At 68.6% G+C, this 26138-nt stretch carries 23 protein-coding genes; 12 read left to right on the top strand and 11 right to left on the bottom strand.

The features are described 5' to 3' along the window. Window positions 1–145: 145 nt before the first annotated feature. Both HD557_RS15675 and HD557_RS15670 read right to left on the bottom strand, forming a co-directional pair. On the bottom strand, window positions 146–394 hold the full coding sequence (locus HD557_RS15675) for a hypothetical protein (protein ID WP_196874566.1): 249 nt from the start codon (window positions 392–394) through the stop codon (window positions 146–148). A 123-nt stretch (window positions 395–517) separates the two neighbouring features. Further along, on the bottom strand, window positions 518–916 hold the full coding sequence (locus HD557_RS15670) for a hypothetical protein (RefSeq protein WP_196874565.1): 399 nt from the start codon (window positions 914–916) through the stop codon (window positions 518–520). A gap of 211 nt (window positions 917–1127) precedes the next feature. On the opposite strand from HD557_RS15670, the gene HD557_RS15665 reads away from it, so the two are divergent. Both HD557_RS15665 and HD557_RS15660 read left to right on the top strand, forming a co-directional pair. Further along, a complete protein-coding gene (locus tag HD557_RS15665; RefSeq protein ID WP_196874564.1) occupies window positions 1128–1481 on the top strand; it encodes a 4-fold beta flower protein in 354 nt (117 codons plus the stop codon). 359 nt (window positions 1482–1840) lie between these two features. Continuing rightward, window positions 1841–2911, top strand: a complete 1071-nt coding sequence (locus HD557_RS15660) for a YaaC family protein (RefSeq protein ID WP_196874563.1) — start codon at window positions 1841–1843, stop codon at window positions 2909–2911. A gap of 117 nt (window positions 2912–3028) precedes the next feature. Here the strand turns inward: HD557_RS15660 and HD557_RS15655 are convergent, their stop codons facing one another. Continuing rightward, window positions 3029–4537 carry a toll/interleukin-1 receptor domain-containing protein gene (locus HD557_RS15655; RefSeq protein WP_196874562.1) on the bottom strand — a complete coding sequence of 503 codons (1509 nt, stop codon included), beginning with the start codon at window positions 4535–4537 and terminating at the stop codon, window positions 3029–3031. A gap of 311 nt (window positions 4538–4848) precedes the next feature. Between HD557_RS15655 and HD557_RS15650 the strand changes: the two genes are divergently transcribed. Then, window positions 4849–5922: a hypothetical protein gene (locus HD557_RS15650; RefSeq protein ID WP_196874561.1), complete on the top strand. Its 1074-nt coding sequence runs from the start codon at window positions 4849–4851 to the stop codon at window positions 5920–5922. A gap of 63 nt (window positions 5923–5985) precedes the next feature. Here HD557_RS15650 and HD557_RS15645 read toward each other — a convergent pair whose 3' ends face one another. Then, on the bottom strand, window positions 5986–6369 hold the full coding sequence (locus tag HD557_RS15645) for an MmcQ/YjbR family DNA-binding protein (RefSeq protein ID WP_196874560.1): 384 nt from the start codon (window positions 6367–6369) through the stop codon (window positions 5986–5988). 77 nt (window positions 6370–6446) lie between these two features. On the opposite strand from HD557_RS15645, the gene HD557_RS15640 reads away from it, so the two are divergent. After that, window positions 6447–6902 (top strand): nitroreductase family deazaflavin-dependent oxidoreductase, encoded by a 456-nt coding sequence (locus tag HD557_RS15640; RefSeq protein ID WP_231381241.1) that lies wholly within the window; start codon window positions 6447–6449, stop codon window positions 6900–6902. 1 nt (window position 6903) lies between these two features. Then, window positions 6904–7281 (top strand): nitroreductase family deazaflavin-dependent oxidoreductase, encoded by a 378-nt coding sequence (locus tag HD557_RS15635; RefSeq protein WP_196874558.1) that lies wholly within the window; start codon window positions 6904–6906, stop codon window positions 7279–7281. On the opposite strand, the gene HD557_RS15630 is transcribed toward HD557_RS15635, so the two are convergent. Next, a complete protein-coding gene (locus HD557_RS15630) occupies window positions 7282–8508 on the bottom strand; it encodes a hypothetical protein (protein WP_196874557.1) in 1227 nt (408 codons plus the stop codon). 191 nt (window positions 8509–8699) lie between these two features. Here HD557_RS15630 and HD557_RS15625 point away from each other — a divergent pair, with 191 nt between their 5' ends. Further along, window positions 8700–9416 carry a TetR/AcrR family transcriptional regulator gene (locus HD557_RS15625; RefSeq protein ID WP_231380315.1) on the top strand — a complete coding sequence of 239 codons (717 nt, stop codon included), beginning with the start codon at window positions 8700–8702 and terminating at the stop codon, window positions 9414–9416. Here HD557_RS15625 and HD557_RS15620 read toward each other — a convergent pair. Both HD557_RS15620 and HD557_RS15615 read right to left on the bottom strand, forming a co-directional pair. Beyond that, entirely contained in the window at window positions 9379–9870 is a 492-nt protein-coding gene (locus HD557_RS15620; protein WP_008361638.1) for an NUDIX domain-containing protein, read from the bottom strand. The genes HD557_RS15625 and HD557_RS15620 overlap by 38 nt on opposite strands. An 89-nt stretch (window positions 9871–9959) precedes the next feature. Further along, complete coding sequence (locus tag HD557_RS15615; protein WP_307785633.1) at window positions 9960–10334, bottom strand: DUF4345 family protein; 375 nt, start codon at window positions 10332–10334, stop codon at window positions 9960–9962. A 9-nt stretch (window positions 10335–10343) separates the two neighbouring features. On the opposite strand from HD557_RS15615, the gene HD557_RS15610 reads away from it, so the two are divergent. After that, window positions 10344–11132 carry a helix-turn-helix domain-containing protein gene (locus HD557_RS15610; RefSeq protein ID WP_196874555.1) on the top strand — a complete coding sequence of 263 codons (789 nt, stop codon included), beginning with the start codon at window positions 10344–10346 and terminating at the stop codon, window positions 11130–11132. Between the two features lie 111 nt (window positions 11133–11243). After that, complete coding sequence (locus HD557_RS15605; protein ID WP_196874554.1) at window positions 11244–12062, top strand: TIGR02452 family protein; 819 nt, start codon at window positions 11244–11246, stop codon at window positions 12060–12062. 30 nt (window positions 12063–12092) lie between these two features. On the opposite strand, the gene ilvD is transcribed toward HD557_RS15605, so the two are convergent. The 3 genes from ilvD to HD557_RS15590 all read right to left on the bottom strand — a co-directional run bounded on the left by ilvD (window position 12093) and on the right by HD557_RS15590 (window position 15518). Continuing rightward, entirely contained in the window at window positions 12093–13787 is a 1695-nt protein-coding gene (ilvD, locus tag HD557_RS15600; protein ID WP_196874553.1) for a dihydroxy-acid dehydratase, read from the bottom strand. Between the two features lie 84 nt (window positions 13788–13871). Continuing rightward, window positions 13872–14084 (bottom strand): hypothetical protein, encoded by a 213-nt coding sequence (locus HD557_RS15595; protein WP_196874552.1) that lies wholly within the window; start codon window positions 14082–14084, stop codon window positions 13872–13874. Window positions 14085–14207: 123 nt separating this feature from the next. Then, window positions 14208–15518, bottom strand: coding sequence for a PucR family transcriptional regulator (locus HD557_RS15590; protein ID WP_231380314.1), 1311 nt, complete (start codon window positions 15516–15518; stop codon window positions 14208–14210). Between the two features lie 126 nt (window positions 15519–15644). On the opposite strand from HD557_RS15590, the gene HD557_RS15585 reads away from it, so the two are divergent. The 3 genes from HD557_RS15585 to HD557_RS15575 are packed head-to-tail and all read left to right on the top strand — an operon-like array spanning window position 15645 to window position 20402. After that, window positions 15645–17111 carry a class I adenylate-forming enzyme family protein gene (locus HD557_RS15585; RefSeq protein WP_196874551.1) on the top strand — a complete coding sequence of 489 codons (1467 nt, stop codon included), beginning with the start codon at window positions 15645–15647 and terminating at the stop codon, window positions 17109–17111. Window position 17112: 1 nt separating this feature from the next. Then, window positions 17113–18978, top strand: coding sequence for a DUF3556 domain-containing protein (locus tag HD557_RS15580; RefSeq protein ID WP_196874550.1), 1866 nt, complete (start codon window positions 17113–17115; stop codon window positions 18976–18978). Continuing rightward, window positions 18975–20402, top strand: a complete 1428-nt coding sequence (locus tag HD557_RS15575) for a phytoene desaturase family protein (RefSeq protein ID WP_196874549.1) — start codon at window positions 18975–18977, stop codon at window positions 20400–20402. The genes HD557_RS15580 and HD557_RS15575 overlap by 4 nt, the downstream gene beginning before the upstream one ends. Here the strand turns inward: HD557_RS15575 and HD557_RS15570 are convergent. Further along, on the bottom strand, window positions 20348–22159 hold the full coding sequence (locus HD557_RS15570) for a glycoside hydrolase family 35 protein (RefSeq protein WP_196874548.1): 1812 nt from the start codon (window positions 22157–22159) through the stop codon (window positions 20348–20350). The genes HD557_RS15575 and HD557_RS15570 overlap by 55 nt on opposite strands. Window positions 22160–22262: 103 nt before the next feature. On the opposite strand from HD557_RS15570, the gene HD557_RS15565 reads away from it, so the two are divergent. Beyond that, window positions 22263–26108, top strand: coding sequence for an endo-alpha-N-acetylgalactosaminidase family protein (locus HD557_RS15565; protein ID WP_231380312.1), 3846 nt, complete (start codon window positions 22263–22265; stop codon window positions 26106–26108). Window positions 26109–26138 lie beyond the last annotated feature (30 nt).

Raw genomic sequence — 26138 nt, 5'->3', positions numbered from 1 at the left:
AAGACCTGCCCTACAAAGGGTCCATGTCAAACTCCTCACCGTGTCCACGTACGAGACAGGATCGCGCGTCCAAGTGATGCAGGACCCGGACTTCGGCCCAGGACCGTGGCCAGCCGAGCCGACTGGCCAGATCACGGCGTTGCCCTCAGGCGAGCCGTTCAGTGTTGTCGAAACTCGACGAGGTATCGAGCGGATGTGGTGGATCCGGTTCGACGAGCCGCAACGCGACGTTGATGGCGACGGGCCGTACGCAACGGCGCAGGTGCTGGAGCGACACCTGCGACCGGCTGAGTAGCTTCTCGCTGCAGATCAAGGTGTCCGTCAGGCGGCGGTGTGACGCGCCCGACGGATCGTCGCAACGGGGGGAGAGGGGCAGGGACGGAAGCGGCACCACGTCGTAGATCCTGGAGGCAAGACATCGGCCCTACGGCTTCGATGATCCCGCGAGGGGCCACGACGGCGAAAGCGCTTGAGCACTCGTAGAGGGCTTCGCGCGGTTGGGCCGTGCTCACGTCGGTCATGTACGGCGGCGGAGACGGTGTAACCAACCGCGCGCGGCGACTCGGAAATCGGTATCACTGTCGTCGGAATAGAATTCGCCTTCGTCGCCCTGGACGCGCGCCCTGAGTGGGTTGGCGATCGAGATGAGCCACGCGATCGTCTCGTCATCGGGGTTCGTGACCGTCATCCTGTTGTTGCGGAACAGCAGGATGATCTGGCGGCTACTATGACCTGTCCACTCGGTCAGACCTCGATCCTCCATTCGGATCGCCTCACCTGTCGGGGAGGTTGTTTCCACGAGCCCAGTCCTACGCACGTCGCTCGTCGCAGCGACGAACTCTTCCCACTCCTCGATCGAGAACGGCTCCGGATCAGACCAATCGTCGCCGCGGAAGAGATGGAGATCGTAGGCCATGCCTGAACGCTAGCGTCCGCGTAGGCTTGATGCTGCAGCTGTGCGGATCTGGAAACACCTGGCGTCACATTGACGTGAAGATCAACCACGGCCGCGCCCAGGAGCCCTCGCCCTTCCCGGCACGTAAGCGCGCTTCGAGATCACGCCGACTCGCGGCGGAATGACGCGATGGCGGATAGGTATGTCGGTGCCCACACCTACAGTGGAGGGCGTGAGTGAAACGACGATTTACGACGGACGAGGAAAGCCGCGCGTCTACATTGCCGACGACGGCGAGACCATCTACACCTGGCGAGGAAGGGCAGTCGCGTACCTGGTGCATGACAAGGTCTACAGCTGGCGCGGCAATCACCTCGGGTGGTTTGTCGACGGCGTCATGTACGACGGTCGGGGCGGCCGCATCGGGTTCATCGGCGCGCGCTCTCCGGTTGTGGTCAGCGTGTCGCCGGTCAAGAGCGTGAAATCGGTCCGTTCAGTTAAGTCGGTGCGAAGCGTTGCTCACGTTCGTCCCGTACTTTCCATGGGCCATTCCGCTCAGGACTTGGAGGCGTTCTCAACCTCGTGAGGTTCGGTCCTACGGCTGGGTGGCCGGTTGCCAAAAGGCGGACCCGGGCCAAGCCGGAGAAGCCACCCGGTGGCGTCGGGATCTCGTCGGGATCTCGTCGGGTCCATGCGCCACCTGCTATGGGCGACGCGCGCGCTGCCCACTATCGACCCGATCGACCGAACCGCCGAAGTTCTGGCCACGGCGCCGCTTAGCGGCGGAATGATTCAGGTTCTGCGATCACAGCTTTCCTTCTCAACGAATGGCCCTTCGCTGGCCGATGGTCTTGGTCGGCGCGAAGGCGCTTGAATGAAGGCGATGGTCGCCTGACTCCTCGACCCACGGCGCCGCCGCCGCCTGACTCACTGACTGGAGAGTTCATGACATGGAACGACTTGCGCGCCACCAGGGCCGCGCGCCCAGGATTTGCCCGCGATTCCGGCAATCGCGCCAGCATCTACGGGGCGGCGCTGGAGCAGGCCGAGCAGCTTTTCTCGGCTGCCGAGCGCGTCGGCGTGGCTACGAGTCCCATCTTGCTCTTCTACGGCACGGCTCAGCTTGGTCGAGCGATCGTGGCGGCCTCGCCGGAGATTCCCAACGCTCAAGCCCGAGTCGCGGGCCACGGCGCCACCCCGCGGGGTTTGGATGAGCGTCCGGTCAGTCTCGCCAGGATGTCTGTGATGGGAGATGGCGACGCGCGTTCGTCCCTGGGATCGCTCGCTCGTGTGCTCGGCTGCTGTGACCTATCCCGTGGGCGTCGTCTCGACGACCTGATCGCTCGCATCCCTATCGGCCAGACGTTCCTGCGCAGTGACACTCTCCCTGAAGACACACTCCATCCGTTCCTTCTCGATGATCCAGGCGCTGTCGGTGCTGGTGCCATCCCGTGGATGACGCAGGGGCCGGCGATGGTACGGTTTGTGGTCCACCCTGTGCCACGCAATCTCGCCCCACAGGGTGTCAGCACGCCTTTGGATCAGCCGCTTGTCGGCACCTCCAAAGTCACCGCTCGCGAGGCGCTCACTGGACTGCTCGATCAGTATCCAGGGCTGTCGGGTTGGCGCTTCAACATGAACACCGCTGCCACGGTTCCGATCGTGCGTCACCAACCAGGTGGCCTTGCGCTTGCGCTTGAGCTTCCCCTGCATGAGGGCGAGCACAACCTAGACATGCCGACGCGGATTGCGCAGCGTTTCAACGGAGGACTGTTCGTTCACCCGGATGTTGACGGCTGTGGCACGCCAGATCACCCGCTCGCGCTCTGGTGGGCAGTCCTGCTGGTGCTCTCATCACTCGCTCGCTATCACCCCGATGCCTGGGTCAAGCTCCTCGATATCGACCGTCACGATGAGGCGTCTGCAGTCGAGCAACTCTTGGCCGCCGCAGTCGTCGAGGTACCGAGTCTGGCACTGGATGTCCTGCGCAGTGCCCGGATGAACATCGACGACTGATCCGTCGTTTGCTGCCAGCTTCTACTGAATTCGGGTCGGGCTCCCGCCAGTAGGTCAGACTGATCGGCCAGGGGCAGACCAGAGAGAACCAGCGCGAGGACGTCCATGCTGAGCCCCTCAGAAGCGATGCCGGGCGGTCTCGGCGAAGCTCTCCGCGTACTTCTCCACCGCTGCTTGCGCGCGGCCAAGGTCGCCCCCGAATAGCTCCGCGCGTAGCGGTCCCCAAAGCGCACCCTCGGTGGCGAGTTCGTGCTGCAGGTCTTCCACAGGGTTACCGTACGAGTGCGCCGATCTCCAGGTCGACCGTCCGAACCAGCGCGACCGCCCCCAGCCTCGACCGTCAGTCGCAGCGGCAATCCGCACGTTCACAGCATCCTGTGCTAGCACTCCAAGCACGACCTCTGCCCGGTCGAACTCGGCGGCGTACGCGTCATCGTCCGGCCATTGATCCAGGAAGATCGGGCGCAGGATGGCGTGGAGCCATTCCCCGACCGGCGTGTGGTACTTGCCCACGCGGTTCTCAGTGAAGTCCGCGAGAGCCTCATCGAAAGGCTTCGCTGCCAGCTCACTCTTGGCAAGGATGTTGGCGGTCCAGCCGTCGTGGTCGAACGGTGCCCATGGGTTGGTCGCCTCGAGGAGCGCTTGCGGCTTAGCCTCGTAGCGATCCCGCACCGAGAGGTCAGCGACCAACGCCTTCAGGTTCTCCCACTTTCGAGCTGACCCAGCGGCCAGTCCCGCAGTCATCAGCGACACCATGCCCGGCAGGTGCCTCAGCTCCAGCAGCGCCGTGACCCCTCCCTGGGCCTTGAGCGGCGCCTGCACGAACGACCGCAGCCCGTTCGTCCACGGGGCGAGTAGATCAGGCGAACCCCACCTGGCGGCCACCTGTAGCGACGCACAGAACGGCTTGGTGAGCTCCCACAGTTCCCGCGCTTGGGTGGCGAGAGAGATCATCTGCTCGTTGCCGGTCCCTCCGAAGGGCTTGTTCACCCGGTCGGGGTCGCTGATCGCCTTCAAGACGCGCTGGACTTCCTGCGAGACGAGGTCGTCCAGCTCGATCCGGCGCGTGGGGTCGACCAGCATCTCCTTAGTGAGCTTCTTCAGGAGGTCGGCGCGGTCGGCGGACGTTGCCTGCTCTACCGCTTCCAGGGCAGCGGCGGGGCCGAGCTGCTTCTGGCCCATTACGCCGTGCACTGTGGTCACGAGAGCTGCGGCCTGCGCGGCGTAGCCCTCGCCGAAGAGGTCGGAGTAGTTGAGATCGCTGAGAGTTCGACCTGCACCCAGGTCCCACTCTGGGACGTCGTCGGAGTCGAAGCGGACCGGGATCAGCCAGGTCCGGCCCGGAGGCATCTTGCGGTACTCCTCGACCGCGAGCGTCAGTTCCTCGTTCATGTGCGACTTCTCCTTGGCCCGCGAGTTGTCCGAGAAACAGGCTAGGAACACAAGGGAGCCGCCCCGGATGGCCTCGCGGATCTTCGCCTTCCAAGCGTCCCCAGGACCGAGCGAGTTGCGGTCACGCCAGTACGGGATCTTGGCTGCCTCCAGCACTGCGCACAGCTTGTCGACTTCGGTGTTGTCCTCGTGCACGTACGACACAAAGACGTGCTTTCCCTCGTCTTGGCTCATGTCAGGCAGCGTAGAACGTGGCACCGACATGTCGGGGAAACGCGGGCCATCGGTTACGCCTGACGAACCAGAGACGGGTGGTTGATCCAGACCTCGTCGGCCTCATGGACGTCGACGGCGTTTCTCACCGCGGGGGTGTGTGTTTAATGGCCAGTGTGTCCTTCACGTCTCGACCTCGACCCACGAGTACGCCCAACAAGCGGCGGAGTGAAGCCGGCGGCCGGGTCCGGACGAGTTGTCCGATCCGCATCGGCCGCCGACAGTGTCCGGAATGATGCAATCTTGCCGGCAAGGGAACCATCGGAGGGATGATGGCAGACGACCTGAACATCAGCGACATGGCAGCGATCCGGGGGAGACTTGGTCCCCTCAATGATGAACTGCACCAGGTGATGCTCGACGTCGACGCGGCCCCCATCTTTCTGTTCTCGACGGAGACTCCAAGGCTCGTGGAGGTCCGTGACAAAGCCGTGACGGCCCTCGACCGGTGGGCCATTGAGGTGCCCGACGTCGTCGCAGGCATCTTCGACCGACTCATGGACGTTTTCCAGACGCCGTCGGTGTCCGAGTCGCTCCTGGTGGCCGTCACCTGGGCAACGCAGTCCAAGTTGTCGATTGATCTCTTCGAGAACCCGAGTTCTGATTCCAGAGTCTTCGCAGCCGCTCCGAATCTCGTCCCCCTGCTCGACGAGAGCGGACTCGTCACCGTCACCGACCTCGACGCCCGTCCATGGGGTCTTCACACCGGCAACTACGCCTTCCAGTATCACCAACTCCTTCGACGCGGATACAGCTCCAACATTCACTACGAACTCATCGGCACAGTTCTCCGCCTAGCCAAGCAACATGACCTCATCGCCCGGTTCGCACTCGACGACCGGCGCCTCCGCTACAAGGACGAGTACCAGGAGTGGGAGGAGAAAGACTTCTGGTACGGGCGCAGCCTTGCTGATGAGGATCTCGACAACCTCTCGGCGGTGGGGGAGACGTTCTACGGCGACCGGGACGGAGGAACCTCTTGGCTACACCCCTACGCGGGCCTATCCGTCCGGTGGACCGCCGACGGACCGCTCAAGGGTGTTGAGATCGAAGAATTCATGCCGCCGCCGAAGCCTGGAAATGAATGGGTCTTCGCTCGGTACCTGCACGCAATCCGAGACACCGAGACGAAGGCCTTCGTACACTGCGACGGCGCAGTCAAGGCATTTGCGGGTGCTGGCTACCCAACGTCACAGCAGGGCTTTCGGACCCGAGGCAAGGGCGATAGATACCGCAAACTCTTCCGCATCGACGGACAGTTCCCAGTAGCCAGTTGGTCCGAAGTCGCATGTTCCTGGTTTCGTGGCAACAGACTCATCCTCGAGTACTTCGAGACGGCGAAGTGAACCGGGTCATTCTGGGCGGTATGTCGCGCGCTGTCACTCACGTGGTCACGCTGAGTCAGCGCTTCAGCCGTCGAACCCTTCGACAAGCTCGGCTGGGGCGGCGGCAAGCCAGGCATCGACCAGCAGGTCGCGGAGATCTCCTGGGGCGATGACGCTGAGCTCGATGAGCACGGCGGGGTAGTTGTTGAAGTGTTCGATCGTGAAGACTCCGTCGATGGCGGCGGCGAGGACGCCTTCCTTCTCGTGCAGGTCGGCGGTGTTGACCGCGAGGATCGGCGGGGACGGCGGGGTTTGGTCGCCGAAGCGCTTGATGTCGGCCTTGCTGAATTGCCGCAGCCAGGCGATGCTCTTGCCGCGTACGGACCAGGTCGGGTGTCCGTGCCGCTCGCCCTCGGTGACCTCGGGCAGCTCGCCGATGATCCGGGCGAGGTCTTCGAGCGTTGCCATTCCTGGAGCGTAACTCCGGTGCCGCCAGATCGGGGCGGATCGACCGAGCCGGTCGGTAAGGTCGGTTCGTGACGTCGATGATCGACTCGATCGTGTCCCGGCTGCTGCGGGCCCGGGCCGTCGTACGTGCGCCGATCTGGCTCTACCGTCACAACGCCGGCTGGCTCTTCGGGTCCAGGATGCTGATGCTCGAGCACGTCGGTCGCCGATCAGGTGTCGCGCGGTACGTGTGTCTCGAGGTGGTCGAGCGGCCGACCGCGGACGAGATCGTGGTGGTGAGTGGGTTCGGCGCGGGTGCGCAGTGGTACCAGAACCTCCTGGCCGAGCCGTCGTGCCGCGTCAGCATCGGGACACGAACCAGCGTCACGGCACAGGCTCGGTTCCTCGACGAGGAGGAGTCCGCCGCCGCGCTGGGTCGCTATCAGCGGGCACATCCGAGGGCCTGGAAGCGCCTGCACGGCGCGATCGAGACGGCGGTCGGCCATGAGGTAGACGGACTGCCGATGGTGAACCTGAAGCTCATAGGAGACTGAGATGCGTCGCAAGTGGCTGTGGTTTATGAAGAACACGCTCAACCGGGTGACCATCCGGGTGGCCCGCTCGGGACACGGTCCGTTCTCGCTGGTCCGGCACGTCGGGCGGAAGTCGGGGAAGACGTACGAGACGCCGATCATGTTGGCACGGGTGCCGGAAGGGTTCATCGCGGAGCTGACCTACGGCGAGGACGTCAACTGGTATCGCAACATCGTCGCCGCCGGGCGCTGCGAGGTGTTCGTCGACGGCCAGTGGCATCAGGTGTCCGCGATCGAGCCCTATCCCTCCGAGGCCGGGCGCGACGCCTTCGGCTATCCGGCCAAGCTGGTGCTGCAGGTTCTGCAGAAGCACGAGTTCAGGCTGCTGCGTACGGCCTGATCATGCTCGCCCGTTGAGCTCACGTAGGTGGCTGCGGAACTCGGCGCCGTCGGCGGGGGAGCGGTACTCGAGCTCGTGGGCGACCTCGCTGGCGACGAGCAGCAGGCTGGGCTGCGATCGCCGTTCGTGGTTGAGCGCGGTCTCGGCGAGCTCGAGTGCGGTGACCGGGCTGCCGTCGCGGGCGGCGAGGACGGCCTTGGTCAGCTGTGCCTCGGCGAGTCGCATCGGGCTGATGACGGTGCCGTCCGGACGAGTGCTGGTGGCGATGACGGTGTCGGCCATGGCGTCGGCCATGCGTTCACGGCCGTGCAGGGTGCGGTAGGCGTCCATCGCGTAGAAAGAGGCTTTGGTCGGGTCGACGGTGAAGTGGTTGCGTACGTTCGACGGCAGGTCGTTGCCGTCGAGGACCTCGCGGACCCGGTCGAGGGCGACCTCGGTCTTGTGACTGTCCTTCATCCGGGCGTACGCCTTGGCCTTCTGCGCGTGGAGCTGCGCAGCGACCGAGGCGTTGGGGGCGCAGCGGATGCCGGCGTCGGCGGCCGCGATGACGTTGGGCATGTCGCCTTGGGTCAGTGCCATCCAGGCACGGATCTCCCACGTCCACGCGGCCATGACGTTGTCGCCCAGGTCGGCCGCGAAACCCTCGGCAGCGACGCGGGCCTGGTGGGTGGCCTGCTCGTCGCCCTGGTCCCACATGAGGCAAGCCCGGAGAAGCGACAACCAGCCGGTGAGGTGGATGACTCGCTCGTGGCCGGCGAGGGACACTCGCCCTTCATGCACCAGCGAGGCGAGCTCCTTCAGCCAGTCGTCGACCTCGATGGTCAGCGAGCGGGCGTCTTGGGCTGAATAAGCCGTGCACAGGCGCTCGACCTCAGCTTCCGCCTGAGCGAGATGAGCCTCGCCCACCTTCGGCATACGCAGCGCGGCCACCAGGTCGGTGAACTCGGTCGGGCTCAACCGGTCCGGGACGTTCTGGTTCGCGAGCGGACGCTGGGCGAAGAGGTCGGCGACCGGCAGGTCGAACATCGCGGCGATGGCCTGCTGAGTCTCGGGGGACGGGTTGGCGATCTCGCCGCGCCGGTAGCGCTTGAACATCGCGAGCACGGAGTCGAGCTGAGTCTCCTCGTGGAACGGCGACAGAGCGATGTAGTGCATCGCGGTCTCCCGGTTGCTCCAGCCCTTGGCGGCCTGAAGACGGATCAACCTCTCGTGCCACTGCTCAGCCATCCGGCCTCCCGGTGCGTTCGGTGTCTCGTCGCGCGCTCCGAGGCGACAGGACGACTCGCACCAACCTAACAACGAACGCCGAGGACCGGGGGACCACTGGGATCAACGGCGGTGCTCCCCAGCTGCTCTCTCCCAGCCGCGGTCGTCCGCGGCAATCGTGAGTGTGACAAGACCTCGGCGAAAGGATCGCGATGAGCCAGTACGCGCTAGCCACCGCAACCCGACCGGGCCGGCCTCGGGTGATCCCGCGGTTGGCCAGCGCACGTGCTCCTCGGGAGGAGATCCTCCACGCGGCGGCGGAGCTCTTCGTCATCCGTGGGTTCGCGGCGACCTCGACGCGGGACATCGCGGAGAAGGTGGGGATCCGGCAGGCGTCGCTGTACTACCACTTCGCGGGCAAGCCCGGGATCCTCGCCGAGCTCCTCGAGCTCTCGGTGCGGCCGAGCCTCGACCAGGTCGAGAGGATCGAGCGGGAGTGCCCGGCGGACGTCCCGGAGGCGGCGCTCTACCTGCTCGCGCTGATCGACGCGGACACGCTCGCGACGGTGCCGCACAACATCGGCCGGCTCTACCGGATGCCGGACGTCAGGAGCAGCGAGGTCTTCGAGGAGTTCCAGCCTGCCCTTCGCGAGCTGGTCGCTGCGTACGGCCGGTTGGGTGCTGCTGTCGTCAGCAGCCCTGTTGCGGTGACGGTGGGCGTGGACCAGCTGGGTGGGCTGCTGATTCAGGTGGTCGAGGTGGTGACCAGGATCCGGTCCCGCGGCGACGAGGTGACCGGTGCCCATGGGCAGGCGATCGCGGCGACCTGCCTGCGGATCTGCGGTGCGCCGGAGGAGAAGATCGCTCGCGCGGCAGCCGCGGCCGAGGTGATCAGGGGTTGGGGTCGAGGTGGGGGAAGTTGCGGTTGAGGGCCCAGTCGATCCGCATGCGCTGGCTGCGGTCCATCTGGAGGCTGGGGACGCTCTCGGGGTAGAGCCACTCGACGTGGGTGCTCGCGGCCGAGGGGGTGGGCTCGCCGGCGAGGTAGCGGCCGGCGTAGATGATGCTGAACTCCTGGCGCACCTCGCCGTTGGCGGTGTATTCGATGCGGTGGCGGGGATCGGTCCAGATCCCGACCAGGCCGGTCACCTCGATGGTGATGCCGGTCTCCTGAAACGTCCCGCGGACCGCGCAGGCGGTGAGCGACTCGCCGGGGTCCATCGCGCCGCCCGGCATCGTCCAGTTGCCGGTGTCGTCGCGGCGGACGAGCAGCATCCGGCCCGGGTCGTCGAGTACGAAGACGCTGGCGCTCGGCCTGATGGTGTTGACCTCGGGGGCCGAGGGATCGTTGTGCCAGTCGACTCGTCGGCCCGTGCTGCTCACCTCAGGGGAGCGAGGACGTGGCGGTTGTACAGACGCGTCGATGGTTGGCCGAGATCCCACGGGCGCGAGCATAGCCGAATCAGCCGACCTCAGGCGCACACAAGCAAGGCCGTTCCGGTCAAAACCTCGATTCCGAAGTAGAACCAGATCGGATAGAAGCGTACGGCCGTGTCGAACAGGCGCGAGACCAGCCGACCTCCGGCCATCCCGATCAGGGCGAGACCGACGGCGGTGACCGCACCGGTCCGGATGCCGCCGATGTCGAGAGCAGCGGTGCCGAGGACAGCGGCCATGGCGATGCCGAAGCCGCCGTAGACCGCTCGGATCTCGGAGCGGGACTCAGGTGACTGCGCCGCAAGACGGAACGGGGCGACGAGGGCGGCCGGAGAGATCAGGGCGTACGTCCCCATCGCGAGGAAGAAGACGCCGACGACGGCGATGGTCAGGCTGGCCACGGTGCTCACCGTGGGATCATGACGCGCATGGCGACCGAGCCGCTTCCGGATTCGTGCTGCGACGACGAGCGGCCGACGGTGTGGCTCTGGTCGGGGCATGCGGCGTATCGGGGTCCGTCGCTGCGCCTGGGCACTCACTCCGGGTCGGTCACCTGCTTCGCGCTGGGGCTGGATGCGCCCTTCGTGCTGCGATCAGGGCGGGAGTCACGGTCGGTGCGGAGCGCGTTGATCCCGGCGCGTACGCCTCATCAGATCGTCGCCGCCGAGGGGGACAGGATGCTCTTCTTCTACGTCGACCCGGGTGCCTCGCGGACGGCGCCGCTGCTGGACCGGATGACCGATCGCGCGGACGCGATCGCCTACCGGCATCGCGAGGAGGCAGCGCTGATCACAGAATGGAGCCAGGGTCCCGTGACGGATCCGGAGATGCTGCGACGACGTCTCCTCGATGCCGGGGAGCCCGAAGCGGCCGACGAGCGGATCCGCGTCGCCTTGCAGCTCCTGCGCGACCGGCCGGGGGAGTGGGGGAGCGCGGCCGAGCTCGCCGCCTCGGTCAACCTGTCGCAGTCGCGCTTCCTGCACCTGTTCTCGGCCTATGCGGGCACCAGCTTTCGTCGCTATCGTCTGTGGGCGAAGATGCGTCGTGCGGCAACGGCTGTCGCCCAGGGTGCGGACCTGTCGACGGCAGCCAGCGACGCGGGGTTCGCCTCCCCGAGCCACTTCAGCGACACCTTCCGGGCGATGTTCGGACTCACCGCCACGGAGATGCTCGCCCACGGGCTCGACATCGTGGTGATGGATCCCTAGGCGGTCGAAGAAACCTGGTTGCAATGGAAACCTCGAGGACCGGACGATGCGTACCGTGAAGATCGAAAGGGCCGTCGCAGGGGCGACGGCGGTCACCACGAGGGTGACCGGATGAGCGCGCGGCTGCGCGCGCTCGCGCGGGAGAACCAGCACCTCATCGAGGCCGGTTCCTACCGGCGTACGGATGGCACGAAGGTGGTCATCGGCGAAGCCGTCCGGGCGGCGCGGGAAGGAACCCGGCTGTATGGGCCGGAGCCGGTCGAGGTGCCTGCGACCGAGCCGGTGCAGACGCGGTTCGCGGTCACCGGCGGCAGCAGTCTGTGGGAGGCGCGGCGGCTGCCGGGGCCGGTCGCGGTGCTGAACTTCGCCTCGGCGAGGAACCCCGGAGGCGGGTACGTCAACGGAGCTCAGGCTCAGGAGGAGGCGCTGTGCCGGGCCTCGGCGCTCTACACCTGCCTGCTGGAGGCCCCCGCCTACTACGTGCATCATCGCGCCATGCGCGACCCGTTCTACAGCGACCGCGTCATCCACTCGCCGGGCGTGCCCGTCTTCCGCGACGACCGCGGCCAGCTGCTCGACGAGCCGTTCGAGGTCGGCTTCCTGACCTCGCCGGCGCCGAACGCAGGCGTCATCCGCAAGAAGGCTCCGGAGCGTGTGGACGAGATCCCGGCCGTGCTCGCCGGACGCGCGGAGCGGGTCCTGGAGACCGCGGCGGCCAACGGCTATCGCAGCCTGGTCCTCGGCGCCTGGGGATGCGGGGTGTTCCAGAACGACCCGGCGATGGTCGCCGGGTCGTTCCGCGACCTGCTCGGTCCAGGAGGCCGGTTCGAAGGAACCTTCGAGCAGGTGGTGTTCGGGATCCTCGACCGTACGCCGGGAGCGGTCGTCCGGCGGGCGTTCGAGGATGCCTTCGCGGACCTCGCGTCATGATCTCGACGGCCCGCCGGCCCGGGCAGCCAGCTAGCTCGTGACGGCGCCGACGGCGGCTGACTGCACCGTACGTCGGTACTTGCCGAGCACGCCGCGACGATACTTCGAGGGAAGCGGCTCCCAGCCGACCTTCCGCCGCTCCAGCTCCTCGGGTTCCACCTCGACCTCGAGGGTGCGGTTGACGACGTCGAGGACGATGGGGTCGCCGTCGCGGACGAAGGCGATCGGGCCGGCGTCGACGGCCTCGGGGGCGATGTGGCCGACGCAGAGGCCCGTGGTTCCTCCCGAGAACCGGCCGTCGGTGATCAGCAGGACATCCTTCCCGAGGCCGGCGCCCTTGATGGCTCCGGTGATGGCGAGCATCTCCCGCATGCCCGGGCCGCCCTTCGGGCCCTCGTTCCGGATGACGACGACGTCGCCCGCGACGATGAGCCCCGCTTCGAGGGCGTCCATCGCGGCCCGCTCCCCGTCGAAGACCCGGGCGGTGCCGCGGAAGACCGTGTCGTCGAAGCCGGCCGTCTTGACGACGGCACCCTCGGGCGCCAGCGAGCCCTTCAGGATGGTGAGACCACCGGTGCGGTGGATCGGCCGCTCGAAGGAGTGGATCACGTCGTCGTCGAGTGCGGGCGGGCTCAGCTCCGCGAGGTTCTGCGCCATGGTCTTCCCGGTCACCGTGAGGCAGCTGCCGTGGAGCAGGCCCGCGTCCAGGAGCGCCTTCATCACGACCGGGATCCCGCCGATCCTGTCGACGTCGTTCATGACGTACTTGCCGTAGGGCTTGAGGTCGGCGAGGTGGGGGACCTTGTCTCCGATCCGGGTGAAGTCGTCAAGAGTCAGGTCGACCTCGGCCTCGTTGGCGATGGCCAACAGGTGCAGCACGGCGTTGGTGGAGCCACCGAGGGCCATCACGACGGCGATGGCGTTCTCGAAGGCATCCTTGGTCATGATCTGACGCGCGGTGATGCCCTTCCGCAGCAGCCCGACCACCGCCTCGCCGGAGCGGTGGGCGAAGCCGTCGCGACGCCGGTCCACCGCGGGCGGAGCGGCCGAGCCGGGCAACGACATGCCGAGCGCCTCGGCGACGGCTGCCATCGTGTTGGCGGTGTACATACCCCCGCAGGCGCCCTCGCCGGGGCAGATCGCCTTCTCGACACGGGTGACCTCGTCGCGGCTCATCTTGCCCGCGATACAGGCGCCGACCGCTTCGAAGGCGTCGATGATCGTGACATCGCGACCGTCGAGCTGCCCGGGCATGATCGAGCCGGCGTAGAGGAAGACCGAGGCGAGATCGAGGCGAGCGGCCGCCATCAGCATGCCGGGCAACGACTTGTCGCAGCCGGCGAGCAGCACGGAGCCGTCGAGCCGCTCGGCGTTCATCACGGTCTCGACCGAGTCGGCGATGATCTCGCGCGACACCAGCGAGAAGTGCATGCCCTCGTGGCCCATCGAGATCCCGTCGGAGACGGAGATGGTGCCGAACTCCAGCGGATAGCCGCCGGCCGCGTGGACGCCGTTCTTCACCGCCTTGGCCAGCCGGTCGAGGGACAGGTTGCACGGGGTGATCTCGTTCCACGACGACGCGACACCGATCTGCGGCTTGGCGAAGTCGTCGTCTCCCATGCCGACGGCCCGCAACATGCCTCGGGCGGCGGTGGCCTCCAGGCCATCGGTGACGGCGCGCGACCTGGGTTTGATGTCAGGTGTGTCGGGGCTTGGTGGGTTCACAGGTACGAGGCTAACCGCGTGGTGACCTCGATGAGGTCGGCATCGCCGGGCCGGAGCTTCGCGAATCAGCTGGGCTGCCCGTGATCAGGTGGTTGTCGCAGCGGCAGCGGGCTGAGTCGCGCTGCGTGCTTCGCTGGATCGCCTCTTCGCCGCGGCCACCGCGCGCTCGGCGGGCGAGGAGACCGGTGGTCGAAGCCGGTCGACGAGACCGCCGACGGCAGTGCCGATGATCGGGATCCACACCGGGATGAACATGAAGGCGATCATCGGCAGGCAGGTGGTCAGCGCATCGGCCATGACGGAGCTCCTTACGGCACGAAGGTCGGGATGGGGGGACCATGCCAACCGCCGGCAGCGGTCATCCACGCACGGGACGACGAAGTTCGACCGACCGATTGTTCCCTCGGCACAAGCCGGCCGTCAGGGCCGGCCAGTGCCGTCGCGGTCGCCGCTGACGAGGACCGCGGCGCCGAGCCACCTGCACGCGGTCAGCGCGAGCTCGAGATTCAACCGGTCCTCGTCGATCGCGCGGCCACGCACCTCGGCGGCCTTGTCGACCCGGTACTTCACGGTGTTCTTGTGGACGTGCAGCACCTCGGCGGTGGCGAGATAGCTGCTCTTGGCGCCGAGGAAGGCGAGCAGGGTCTCGCGGAGGCGCTGGTGCGGTTCGTCGTCGACGGCCAGACGTCCCAGGGACGTCGCCACCAGCTGTCGGGTCCCATCGAGGTCGTGGGCGAGGATCGAGGCGACCTGGACGCCCGGGTCGTCGTAGACCGTCACAGCTCCGGCACGTTCGTTGGCGATGGCGGCGACCGTGTGAGCCCGTACCGCCTCCTCGTGGGAGGTGCGGAACCCGGCGACGGCCGGACGCGGGCGACCGATCGCGATCCTGGCGCCGTCGGCGGTCGCGGTGACCAGCTCGACGATCGCCTGCAGGTTCAGCGGGTCCGTACGCGGCGCCCTGCCCAACGGGATCCACGCCCAGGCGTGACTGCTGTCCTGGGGCATGAAGAAGGGCTGCCCGACGGCCCCGACCTGTTCACCCACCTCCGCGACCAGCGACTCCAGCAGCCGCAGCCCGCAGGCGGCACCGTCGCCGTCGGCGTCCCACACGATGAGGCCGAGGTGGTGCTGCCGCAGCCGGTAGCCGAGCGCGTTCTCCGCCACACCGAGCTCGATGTCACTGCCGGCCAGGAGGCTGGCGAGCGTGCTGGCGCGGACGGTGTTGCGGTTGGCCAGCCACCGTTCGAGCTCGGACTCGTACTCTGCCACGACCTGCTCGGCGACCCGGTCCACGTAGGCGAAGCCACCACGTTGGAGGATCTGGGTCGCGGCCAGCGCGACCTCGCGGTCGGGCTCGTGGCGGGTGACCTCCGCGATGGCCAGGTCGAGGACCCGGCTCTGGCCGATGCGATAGGCCCGCACCAACGCGTTCGAGGAGATGCCGCGCTGGGCCAGTCGCCGGGCATACTCGATCGCCGCCGGCGGAGCCCCGATCTCCTCGGTCGCGATCCCGTGCTGGAGCATGTGGAAGAACGTCTCGACGTTGCTCTCGACGCTGGCGCGGAGCAGCTCGAGGATGACGTCGTCGCCGCCCAGCTCGGGGACCGCATCCGCGATCTCGGTGTGCAGCGCGGTCGCGATCGCGGTGAGCCCGGTGCCCATCCGCCTGGTGGTCTCCGCCGCCCGAGCTGCTGCTCTGACCTCCAGCTCCGCGGGGGTCCCATTCATGCGTCCCATGGTGTGAAGCCTGTCACAAGAGTGCGATGGATCTTTGTGCTCAGGAACCAAACGCCGAACCGGCCTTCGTTCTTATCGTCTGGTCCCACACCCGCCCAGCAGCTGAGGAGCGCGACGATGGACCTCGACTATGTGCCCTGGAACCAGCCCGACCACCGGGCGGACCGACCCTGCATGCGTGATGACCGGGTCGAGCTGACCTATGCCGAGTTCGCCACCCGCGTCGACGGCGCCGCCGAGCAGTTCGCCGACCACGGTGTCGGGCCCGGCTCGGTCGTGGCGGTGATGCTGCCCAACCGGGTCGAGCTGCTGGTGAGCCTGGTCGCCGCCTGGCGTCTCGGTGCCGTGGCGACACCGGTCAACCCGGTCTTCACCGCGAACGAGGCCGACTACCAGATCAACGACGCGGGGGCGACGCTCGTGATCAAGGCGTCGCCCGACGCCCCGGACGGCGGCCGTCGCAGCCTCCTCGTCGACGAGCTGCGTACGGCTCCCGCCGGCAGCGCGCTGCTGCGCCCGGCGACGTCGAGCGGCGACCTCGCGCTGCTGATCTACACCAGCGGCTCGACCGGCAGGCCGAAGGGCGTGATGCTCAGCCACTCCAACGTGGCCGCGATGGCGGAGTCGATGGCTCAGGCCTTCACGCTCACCGAGCGCGACCACTGTCTGCTGGTCCTGCCGCTGTTCCACGTCAACGCGATCTGCGTCAGCTTCATCGCCACGATGCTGGGTGGGGGACAGCTGACGATCCTGGGGCGGTTCCACCCGGTCGAGTTCCTCGACGCCATCGAGCGGCTGCGCCCGACGTACTTCTCGGCGGTGCCGACGATCTACTCCCATCTGGTCTCCCTCCCCGCCGCGGTCGTACGCGACACCGGCTCGGTCCGGTTCGCGTTCTGCGGTGCAGCACCCGCGTCCAAGGAGCTGATCCGGGCGACGGAGGAACGGTTCGGCTTTCCGCTGATCGAGGGGTACGGGCTGACCGAGGGCACTTGCGCCTCGACCGCGAACCCGGTGGACGGTCCGCGCAAGGCCGGCACCGTCGGCGTGGCCCTCCCCGGCCAGGAGGTCGCGATCATGGACCCCGGCGGCCGCCTGCTGCCGCCGGGGGAGCGCGGCGAGGTCGTGATCAGGGGCGCCAACGTCATGCAGGGCTACCTCAACCGCGAGGACGCCACCGCGGACGCGCTCGGCGACGGCTGGCTGCACACCGGCGATGTCGGGATCCTCGACGAGGACGGCTACCTCGCCATCGTCGACCGGATCAAGGACATGATCATCCGAGGCGGGGAGAACATCTACCCCAAGGAGATCGAGACCGTCCTCCACACCCATCCGGCCGTCCTGGACGCGGCCGTCGTCGGCGCGCCGCACCCGACCTACGGCGAGGTGCCGGTGGCGTACGTCGCCCTGCACCCGGAGCGCACCGCGACCGAGGACGAGTTGCTGGCCCTGTGCCGCGAGCAGCTCACGAAGATCAAGGTCCCGGTCTCGCTCACCGTGCGCGAGGCGCTTCCCAAGAACCCGGTCGGCAAGACCGACAAGCCGGCGCTCCGCGCCGAGCTCGCACTCCAAGGAGCCTGAGATGGGATTCCTCACCCCTTCGCCGCAGCCGGTGCCGCCGGCCGACTTCGTACGCCTGCCCCTGCGCGACCGCATCCGGATCCTCGCCGCCCACTGGGTCGAGGACGGGTTCGGGACCCCGCGCGTCCTGCACGTGGTCTACATCCTGAAGATGCTGGGCCTCTACTTCGCGCTCGGGCTCGCCATCACCTCGTGGACGACCGACCACGTGCACTTCACCGACCCCGCGTCCTGGTTCGACAACGTGGTCGTCTACCAGAAGCTCGCGGTGTGGCTGATGCTGCTCGAGGTGATCGGTCTCGGTGGCGCGTTCGGGCCGCTGTGCGGTCACTTCGCCCCCATGCTCGGCAACATCCGCTACTGGCTGCGACCGGGCACGATCCGGATGGCGCCATGGGGGCGACACGTGCCCGGCACCGGAGGCGACGAGCGGACGGTCCTCGACGTCGTCCTGTACGTCGCGGTGCTGGCGAGCCTGGCCTACCCGCTGCTGGCCGGGGCCGAACCGGTCCGGTTCCTCCCGGAGGGCACCAGCCCGCAAGAGCTCGTCCCGCCCGAGGCGTTCGTCCCGATCCTGATCGTGATGCCCCTGATGGGTCTGCGTGACAAGGTGATCTTCCTCGCCGCGCGCTCCGAGCAGTACCTCCCGATCATGCTCATGTCCGCGACGTTCGGTGCGCTGGTGATGGCCGAGGACGCCGGCAGCGCGGCCTTCGTGAACCTCGTGGTCGTGTTCAAGATCATCATCTGCGTCGTCTGGATCGGTGCCGGCGTCTCCAAGCTCGGTGAGCACTTCATCAACGTGGTGCCGCCGATGGTCTCCAACAGCCCCGGCCAGCTGGGCTTCGTCAAGAGGCTGCACTACCGCGACGCACCGGACGACATCCGGCCCAGCCGGCTCGCCTGGTTCATGGCACACGTCGGCGGCACGACCGTCGAGATCCTGATCCCGCTGGTGCTGCTGCTGACCACGAACAACACCGTCGCCCTGCTCGGCGCGGTCGCGATGCTCGTCTTCCACATCTACATCACCTCGACCTTCCCGCTGGCCGTGCCGCTGGAGTGGAACGTCTACTTCGGCTACATCGCCATCGTGCTGTGGGGCGGGCTCGGCGGCGGGTTCGACGCCGAGGTCTACAACATCTGGAACTTCTCCGAGCCGCTGCTGCTGATCCCGATCTTCGCGCTGCTGTGCTTCGGCCCGGTGCTCGGCAACCTGCGCCCGGACCTGGTGTCCTTCCTGCCCTCGATGCGGCAGTACGCCGGCAACTGGGCCTCCGCGGTCTGGACGATGAGGCCCGGGGTCGAGGAGCGGCTCAACGAGCTTCCGCTCGTCGAGAACCAGGTCGACCAGCTCCAGCGGATGCTGCCCACGCCCTACGAGCCCGACGACGCCGAGATGACCATGCAGAAGGTGCTCGCGTGGCGCTCGATGCACAGCCAGGGGCGAGGGTTGCTCTCGGTGCTCTACGAGCACCTGGACGACATCGAGACGCGCACGGTCCGTGATGGCGAATTCGTCTGCAACGCCGTCCTCGGCTGGAACTTCGGCGACGGCCACCTCCACGACGAACGCCTGGTCGCGGCCGTCCAGAAGCGCCTGAACCTGGCTCCCGGCGACCTCGTCGTGGCCTACTGCGAGTCCCAGGCCATCCCCTGGGCCAACCCGCCGCAGGCCTACCGCGTCATCGACGCCGCCCTCGGCGTGGTGGAGACGGGCACCTGGAACGTAAAAGACTGCGTCGCCGAGCAGCCGTGGCTGCCGAACGGGCCGGTCCCGCTGAAGGTGTCCTGGAGCGCGCCGGGGTTCCGTCGCCGGCGTACGCTGACGGCCGGGCCTTCGAGCGGCAGGGAGATGATGGCATGAGCACCGCTATGGTGGTGGGCAGCGGGCCCAACGGGCTCGCTGCGGCCATCAGGCTCGCGCAGGCCGGGGTCGAGGTGACCGTCATCGAGGCGTACGAGCGTCCCGGTGGGGGCACCCGGACCAGCGAGCGCACCGTCCCCGGCGTGCTCCACGACGACTGCGCGGCGTTCCATCCGACAGGTGTCGCCTCGCCGTTCTTCGCCTCCCTCGGGCTGGAACGGCACGGGCTGCGGTGGCTGTGGCCGGAGATCGACCTGGCCCACCCGCTCGACGACGGCCGGGCGGGAGTCGCGGCCCGCGACCGGGAGCTGACCCGACACTCGCTCGGCGCGGACGCCGACCGGTGGGACCGTCTGTTCGACAACCCCACCCGGAACTTCGAGGCGCTCATCGAGGAGGTGTTCCAGTCGGCCCTGCACCTGCCTCGCCACCCCGTCGTGCTGGGCCGGTTCGGTGTCGGCGCCCTCCAGCCGGCGACCTGGACCGCGCGCCACTTCCGCGACGACCCGGCGCGGGCGCTGTTCATGGGTGTGGCCGCCCACGCCTTCGGCCGCCTCGACACCCCGCTCAGCAGCTCGGTCGGCCTGATGCTGACCGCGGCCGCGCACGTGGTGGGGTGGCCGGTGGCCGAAGGGGGGACCGAGAACATCACCCGGGCGCTGCTGGCCGAGCTGGAGGAGCTCGGCGGCAAGATGGTCACCGGCGTCCGGGTCACCTCCCTGGACCAGCTGCGGGACCTCGCGGGCGGCGCGCCCGACGTCACCATGCTCGACACAGCACCGCGCGGGGTGCTCGACATCGTCGGCGAGGCACTGCCCGGCCACGTCCGCCGTGCGCTCGGGCGCTATCGCTACGGCCCGGCGGCGTTCAAGATCGACCTCGCCGTCGAGGGCGACATCCCGTGGACGAACGAGGCCTGCCGCCGCGCCGGCACGCTGCACCTGGGTGGCACCGCCTCCGAGATCGCGGCTGTCGAGAAGCGCACGGGCCGCGGCACCATGGCCGAGCGTCCCTTCGTCCTGCTCGGCCAGCAATATCTCGCCGACCCGTCCCGCTCCCAGGGCTCGGTCAACCCGATCTACGCCTACGCCCACGTTCCGCACGCCTACGATGGGGACGCCACCGACGCGATCATCGGCCAGATCGAGCGCTTCGCCCCTGGATTCCGCGACCGCATCGTGGCCGTCTCCACCCGCAATCCCGCGGAGCTGGAGACGTACAACCCGAACTGGGTGGGCGGCGACATCAGCGCCGGCGCGAACACCGCTCGGCAGATCGCGCTGCGCCCGCGCCCGGCGCTCGATCCCTACGCTCTTGGGGTGCCCGGTGTCTACCTGTGCTCCTCGGCGACGCCGCCCGGAGCCGGGGTTCACGGCATGGGCGGGTTCCATGCGGCCGAGGCCGCCTTGCGGCGACTGGGCTGAGTGCCGGTCGGCAGCGACTCGACGTACTCCTCGCTCGGTCCGAAGTCCGGGTCCGGGTGCACCTCGACGTGGGTCGCCGGGGTGGTGAGGTCGAGGACGGCGACCTGGTTGGCGCCGGCGCGCCACAGGGGAGCGGGGGCGTAGAGGCGTCGTTGTGGTCCGCGGGCCCAGAGCCGGCCGAGCAGGGTGCCGTTGAGCCAGACGAACCGGTCACCGTCGCCCGGGACGGCGAGCCAGCCGTCGGCGGGCGCCTCGACCTCGAAGGTGGCGTGGGGGAGACCGTCGAGGTCGTCCCAGCGGTCGAGGGGAGCGAGGTGGTGGTTCCAGCCGTGGACGAGGCGCCGGTCCACCTGGACGCCGCCGAGGATGCCCTTGTGCTCGCCGAGCAGCGGGCCGTAGTTGACCCGGCCGAGCGCCTCGACGACCAGGGTCAGCTCGGCGACCCTGCCGAGGCCGGGAAGCGTGAGCATCGCGGGCTCGGCGTCGTCGCGCTCGAGGATGCCGAGCGGCTCCCCGTCGAGGAAGACGTACGCCCGGTCGTGCAGCCCGCGCACGGTGAGATGGACGTCGTGGCCGGGGAGCGTGACCGAGGACCGGTACGTCACCAGGCCGGTGTCGATGCCCAGCTCCTCGAAGCTCAGCGGCCGCGCCGCACGGGTCGCCGGCTTGCGCGTCACCAACGAGAGCAGGTCGGCGCCGGGCACGAGCGGCACCGAGGCCTGCGCGTGCCGCGCGGGAGTGGGTGGCAGCGCGGGCAGCTCGTCGACGGTGCGCCCGGTGGCCGGCGCGAGGATCTCGCGGTAGAGCCGGAACTTCTCCGAGACCCGGCCGTCCTCGCCGACCGGCGCGTCGGAGTCGTAGCTCGTGACCGTGGGCTGGATCCGGCGGCCGTCGTGGTTGGACCCGGCCCAGAGCCCGAAGTTGGTCCCACCGTGGGCCATGTAGACGCTGACCGAGCCACCGAGGTCGACGATCTCCCGCAGCGTCGCGGCGGCGCTCTCGGGGGAGCGGACGTGGTGGTTCTCGCCCCAGTGGTCGAACCAGCCGTTCCAGAACTCGGCGCACAGGAACGGCTCGCCGGGCCGTCGCGCGCTCAGCTTCGTCGCGGCCTCCGTGGCGCGGCTGCCGAACGTCGCCGCGGCGAGGGTGCCCTCGACCATGCCGGCGTCGAGCATGACGTCGGTCGGACCGTCGGCGGTGTAGAGCAGCTCGGTGACGCCGCGGTCGAGGAGCGCCTGGCGGAGCCAGACGAGATGCGCGGCGTCGTCGCCGTAGGAGCCGTACTCGTTCTCGAGCTGCACCGCGACGACCGGTCCGCCGTGGCCGGCCTGGAGCGGGACGAGCCGGGGAAGCAGGACGTCGAGCCAGCGAGCGACCGCGTCCTGATAGACCGCGTCGCTGCTGCGCGGTGCTCGGGTGCGCGCGGTCAGCCATGAGGGCAGCCCGCCGTTGGTCCACTCGGCGCAGATGTAGGGCCCGGGGCGGACGATCACATCCAGCCCGAGATCGCCGGCGATCGTGACGAAACGGGCCAGGTCGCGAGGTCCGGTGAAGTCCGGGGACCCCTCGTCCGGCTCGTGGAAGTTCCAGGCGACGTAGGTGTCGACGGTGTTGAAGCCGGTGGCGGCGACCCGGCGCAGCCGGTCCTCCCACAGGTCCGGGTGGATGCGGAAGTAGTGGATCGAGCCGGACAGGATCCGGTGCTGGACGCCGTGCTTCAGGAACTCGCCGTCCTGCCAGGCCAAGGTGGGGGTCACCCGCCCGAGGCTATGACAACTTTTGCTCATAACGTAGCCAATCCGCGCAAAACTCTGCATGATGGACGGAACCTCAGGCCCACCCCCACCCTCGGGAGTCTCGATGCCGAAGCGTTTCCCCACCGCCCTCCTCGCGTCCGTGACGGCCTTCGCCGGCGTGGTCGCCGTCGCGCCCGAAGGCCACGCCGCCCCCGCGGGCGGTTTCACCCTGACCTCGTCCGTGCTGACCGTCCAGGTGGCCGAGGACTTCCCGGCCGTGCTCGGCTACCGGCACACCGCCGGCGGCGAGGTCGGCGGCGCCTCGACGCTGCCCACCTCCGTACGGATCAACGGCAGCGTGCACACCGCGACCGTGACCGGCACCCAGGTCGACGCCGACACCGCGACCTACCGGCTGACCTTCGCCGACGTGCCCGGCGTCGAGCTCGACGCGAAGCTCGAGGTCGCCGGTGACGTCGTCACCTTCGCCGTCACCGAGATCACCGACACCGCCGAGCACCGGGTCGGCACCCTCGACATCCCCGGACACGATCTCCTGTCGGTCAGCTCTGACCAGGCCGGCGCGACGGTGAGCACCGCCGTCGTCAGCGCCGACCGCACCAAGAACGGCGACACCCACACCGAGGTGACCGCGGACCTGGCCACGACCGAGAAGCCGGTCGGATCGGCGTACGCCATCGTCGACACCGACCAGCTGGCCGCCGCCATCGAGACCAACTCGGTCTACGACCAGAGCGGTGGCGACGCGACCAACGAGCGCGGCCGGATCTGGCGCAGCGTGAGTGCCACCGACGACGGCCGCCGGGTCGGGCTGTGGAGCGGCCAGTGGACCTACCGCGCGGCCGGCTCGCCCTACACCGAGGAGCTCCCGTGGGCGAAGGTCACCATCACCCCCGACGCCAACGACGACCAGCGGGTCGACTGGCAGGACGGCGCGATCGCGCTCCGCGACATCCAGCGGCCGGTGAACGGCGCGGACGAGACGCCCGAGCGGGTGGTCACCCACATCCCGTTCAACTTCGCCAGCCAGGCGACGCATCCGTTCCTGCGTACGCTCGACGACGTCAAGCGGGTCTCGCTGGCCACCGACGGGCTGGGTCAGCTGGCGGTGCTGAAGGGCTACGGCTCCGAGGGCCACGACTCCGCGCACCCCGACTACGGCGGCAACTACAACACCCGCGCCGGCGGTCTCGAGGACCTCAACACCCTCGCCCATGAGGGCGAGAAGTGGGGCGCCGACTTCGGGGTCCACGTCAACGCGACCGAGGCCTACCCCGAGGCCAAGACCTTCGACGAGACCCTCGTGAACGAGAACAGCCCCGGCTGGGACTGGATCGACCAGTCCTACTACATCGACCAGCGCACCGACCTCGCGACGAAGAACATCGTCGACCGCTTCGCCCAGTTGCGCCGCGAGACGCACCCGAACCTCGACTTCCTCTACATCGACGTCTACTACTCCTACGGCTGGCTGCAGGAGCGGCTCGCCCGGGAGCTGCGCGGCCAGGGCTGGAACATCGGCACCGAGTGGTCCTACCACTTCGAGGAGGACGCGCTCTGGTCCCACTGGGCCAACGACGAGTCCTACGGTGGTGCCACCAACAAGGGCCTGAACAGCCAGCTGATCCGGTTCGTACGCAACGGCCAGAAGGACACCTGGAACCCCGACAAGCTGCTCGGGCACACCGAGATCGTCGAGTTCGAGGGCTGGACCGGCGAGAACGACGTCGACGCCTTCTACGACAACATCTGGCGGACGAACCTGCCGACCAAGTATCTCCAGCAGAACCCGATCCTGCGCTGGAGCCCGGACGAGGTCGTCCAGGACGGCGGCGTCCGCGTCGTCAACACCGGCACGACCGCGGCGACCCGGAAGATCTACCAGGACGGCGACCTCGTCCTCGACGGCGACGCCTACCTGCTCCCGTGGAAGAACGACTCGAAGCTCTACCACTACAACACCGACGGCGGCCGGACCACCTGGAGCCTCACCGACGGGTGGAGCGACAGCAGCCGGCTCAACGTCTACCGGCTCACCGAGCAGGGCCGGGTCGCGGCCGGCAGCGTGCCGGTCCGTTCCGGGAAGGTCACGCTCGACGCGAAGCCCGGGACGGCGTACGTCCTCACGAAGTCTCCCGGCGGCTCGCCCGACCCGCAGTGGGGTCAGGGCAGCCACATCGCCGACCCCGGCTTCAACGCCGGCACCCTCGACGCGTGGCACCCCAGCGGGTCGGCCGCGACGGGACGTACCTCGACCGGGCAGCGGGTCGCCGTCCTGGGCGCCGGCGGGAAGGCCGCGATCAGCCAGCGCCTGACCGGCCTGCGCAGCGGCCGCAACGCGCTGGGCGTCTGGGTCGAGGTCGAGCCCGGCCACAGCCGCGCCACCACGGTCACCGTCACCTCCGGCGGGAAGACCTACACCAACCGCGTCGAGCGCTCGACCGCGAAGAACCTGGTCGCCGCCGACGAGCTGCACAGCACCTACTTCCAGCGGGTCGAGGTGCCCTTCGACGCCGCCCACGATGGCACCGCGACCGTCAAGATCTCCGCGGAGGCGGGCTCGGGTCGTGTCCGTCTCGATGACGTACGCGTCGTCCCGATCGACCGCGATCTGCCCGCCGCGCCGGGGGCGAAGGTCGTCGCCCAGGAGGACTTCGAGGAGGTCGTCCAGGGGTGGTCGCCGTTCGTCAAGGGCACCTCGGGCGGCGTCACCGACCCGCGCACCCACCTGGCCGAGCGGCACGAGCCGTACACGCAGAGCGGCTGGAACGGCAAGGTCACCGATGACGTGATCAGCGGCGACTGGTCGCTGAAGTCGCACGCCGAGAACGGCGGCCTCGTCTACCGCACGGTCCCGCAGACCGTACGTCTCGAGCCCGGCCACCGCTACCGGGTCTCCTTCGACCACCAGACCGAGCGGGCCGACGACTACGAGTGGGTGACGGGCTACGACTCGGTCGCGAGCGGCGAGCCGCGCTCGGTCGAGGTCGCTGCCCGCCCGATCGGCAGACAGGTCGAGACGGCCCGGTTCAGCGACGAGCTCGTGGCTGGCGGCTGCGGCGACTACTGGGTCGGCCTGCGGACCGCGGACGAGAACGGAGCGAGCGGCGACATCAGCATCGACGACTTCACCGTCGAGGACCTCGGTGAGGCCGGCGACCTGCCGGCCTGCGCCACCCTCGCCGTCGACGCCGGTGAGGAGAAGCTGCTGCCGGGCGCGGCCGCCGAGGTCACCACGACACTGACCAGCGACGAGGCGTCGGCGACCGGCACCGGGTTGATCGCCCTCGACGTCCCCGACGGGTGGACGGCGGAGGCCACCACCCCGGCGGCGTTCGACGCGCTCGCTCCGGGAGAGCGTCATGCCGTCACCTGGAAGGTCACGCCGCCCGCCGATGCGGCCGAGTCGAGCTATCGGCTCGATGCGTCCGCGACGTACGACGTCGGTGGGAAGACCCGCACGGTGACGCGCGCGGCCACGGTGCAGACCGCACCGCCCCCGCCGGCCGCGGACACCTATGCCAGCGATCTCGGCTGGATCTCGGCCAGCAACGGCTGGGGGCCGGTCGAGCGCGACACCAGCGTGGGGGAGAACGCCGCCGGCGACGGCGGGCCGATCACGCTCGCCGGCAAGGTCTACGCCAAGGGGCTGGGCGCGCACGCCGTCTCGACGGTCCGCTACTACCTGGCCGGCAACTGCACCGGCTTCACCGCCGACGTGGGGGTCGACGACGTCCAGACAACCCGGGGTTCGGTGAGGTTCTCGGTCGTCGCGGACGGCCGGACGGTCGCCGAGACCGGCACGCTCGGGCCGGCCAGCGCCACCGCGTCGATCACCGCCGACGTCACCGGCGCCGACTACGTCGACCTCGTGGTCGGCGATGCCGGCGACGGGAACGGCAACGACCACGGCGACTGGGCCGACGCGACCTTCCACTGCGGAGGGTGAGATCTGCGTAGGCTGTCCGGGACCCAGGAA

It is taken from the genome of Nocardioides luteus (genome assembly GCF_015752315.1).
Taxonomy (GTDB): domain Bacteria; phylum Actinomycetota; class Actinomycetes; order Propionibacteriales; family Nocardioidaceae; genus Nocardioides.
This window is presented reverse-complemented; position numbering and strand designations above follow the sequence as displayed.

Coding starts and splice junctions, on each gene's coding strand:
- HD557_RS15595 (WP_196874552.1), bottom strand. CDS start 14,084: ATGGCCGATGCGCTGACCACCTGCCTGCCGATGATCGCCTTCATGTTC.
- HD557_RS15645 (WP_196874560.1), bottom strand. CDS start 6,369: ATGGCAACGCTCGAAGACCTCGCCCGGATCATCGGCGAGCTGCCCGAG.
- HD557_RS15650 (WP_196874561.1), top strand. CDS start 4,849: ATGGCAGACGACCTGAACATCAGCGACATGGCAGCGATCCGGGGGAGA.
- HD557_RS15590 (WP_231380314.1), bottom strand. CDS start 15,518: ATGAATGGGACCCCCGCGGAGCTGGAGGTCAGAGCAGCAGCTCGGGCG.
- HD557_RS15585 (WP_196874551.1), top strand. CDS start 15,645: ATGGACCTCGACTATGTGCCCTGGAACCAGCCCGACCACCGGGCGGAC.
- HD557_RS15640 (WP_231381241.1), top strand. CDS start 6,447: ATGATCGACTCGATCGTGTCCCGGCTGCTGCGGGCCCGGGCCGTCGTA.
- HD557_RS15575 (WP_196874549.1), top strand. CDS start 18,975: ATGAGCACCGCTATGGTGGTGGGCAGCGGGCCCAACGGGCTCGCTGCG.
- HD557_RS15610 (WP_196874555.1), top strand. CDS start 10,344: ATGACGCGCATGGCGACCGAGCCGCTTCCGGATTCGTGCTGCGACGAC.
- HD557_RS15565 (WP_231380312.1), top strand. CDS start 22,263: ATGCCGAAGCGTTTCCCCACCGCCCTCCTCGCGTCCGTGACGGCCTTC.
- HD557_RS15635 (WP_196874558.1), top strand. CDS start 6,904: ATGCGTCGCAAGTGGCTGTGGTTTATGAAGAACACGCTCAACCGGGTG.
- HD557_RS15670 (WP_196874565.1), bottom strand. CDS start 916: ATGGCCTACGATCTCCATCTCTTCCGCGGCGACGATTGGTCTGATCCG.
- HD557_RS15630 (WP_196874557.1), bottom strand. CDS start 8,508: ATGGCTGAGCAGTGGCACGAGAGGTTGATCCGTCTTCAGGCCGCCAAG.
- HD557_RS15655 (WP_196874562.1), bottom strand. CDS start 4,537: ATGAGCCAAGACGAGGGAAAGCACGTCTTTGTGTCGTACGTGCACGAG.
- HD557_RS15605 (WP_196874554.1), top strand. CDS start 11,244: ATGAGCGCGCGGCTGCGCGCGCTCGCGCGGGAGAACCAGCACCTCATC.
- HD557_RS15625 (WP_231380315.1), top strand. CDS start 8,700: ATGAGCCAGTACGCGCTAGCCACCGCAACCCGACCGGGCCGGCCTCGG.
- HD557_RS15660 (WP_196874563.1), top strand. CDS start 1,841: ATGACATGGAACGACTTGCGCGCCACCAGGGCCGCGCGCCCAGGATTT.
- HD557_RS15580 (WP_196874550.1), top strand. CDS start 17,113: ATGGGATTCCTCACCCCTTCGCCGCAGCCGGTGCCGCCGGCCGACTTC.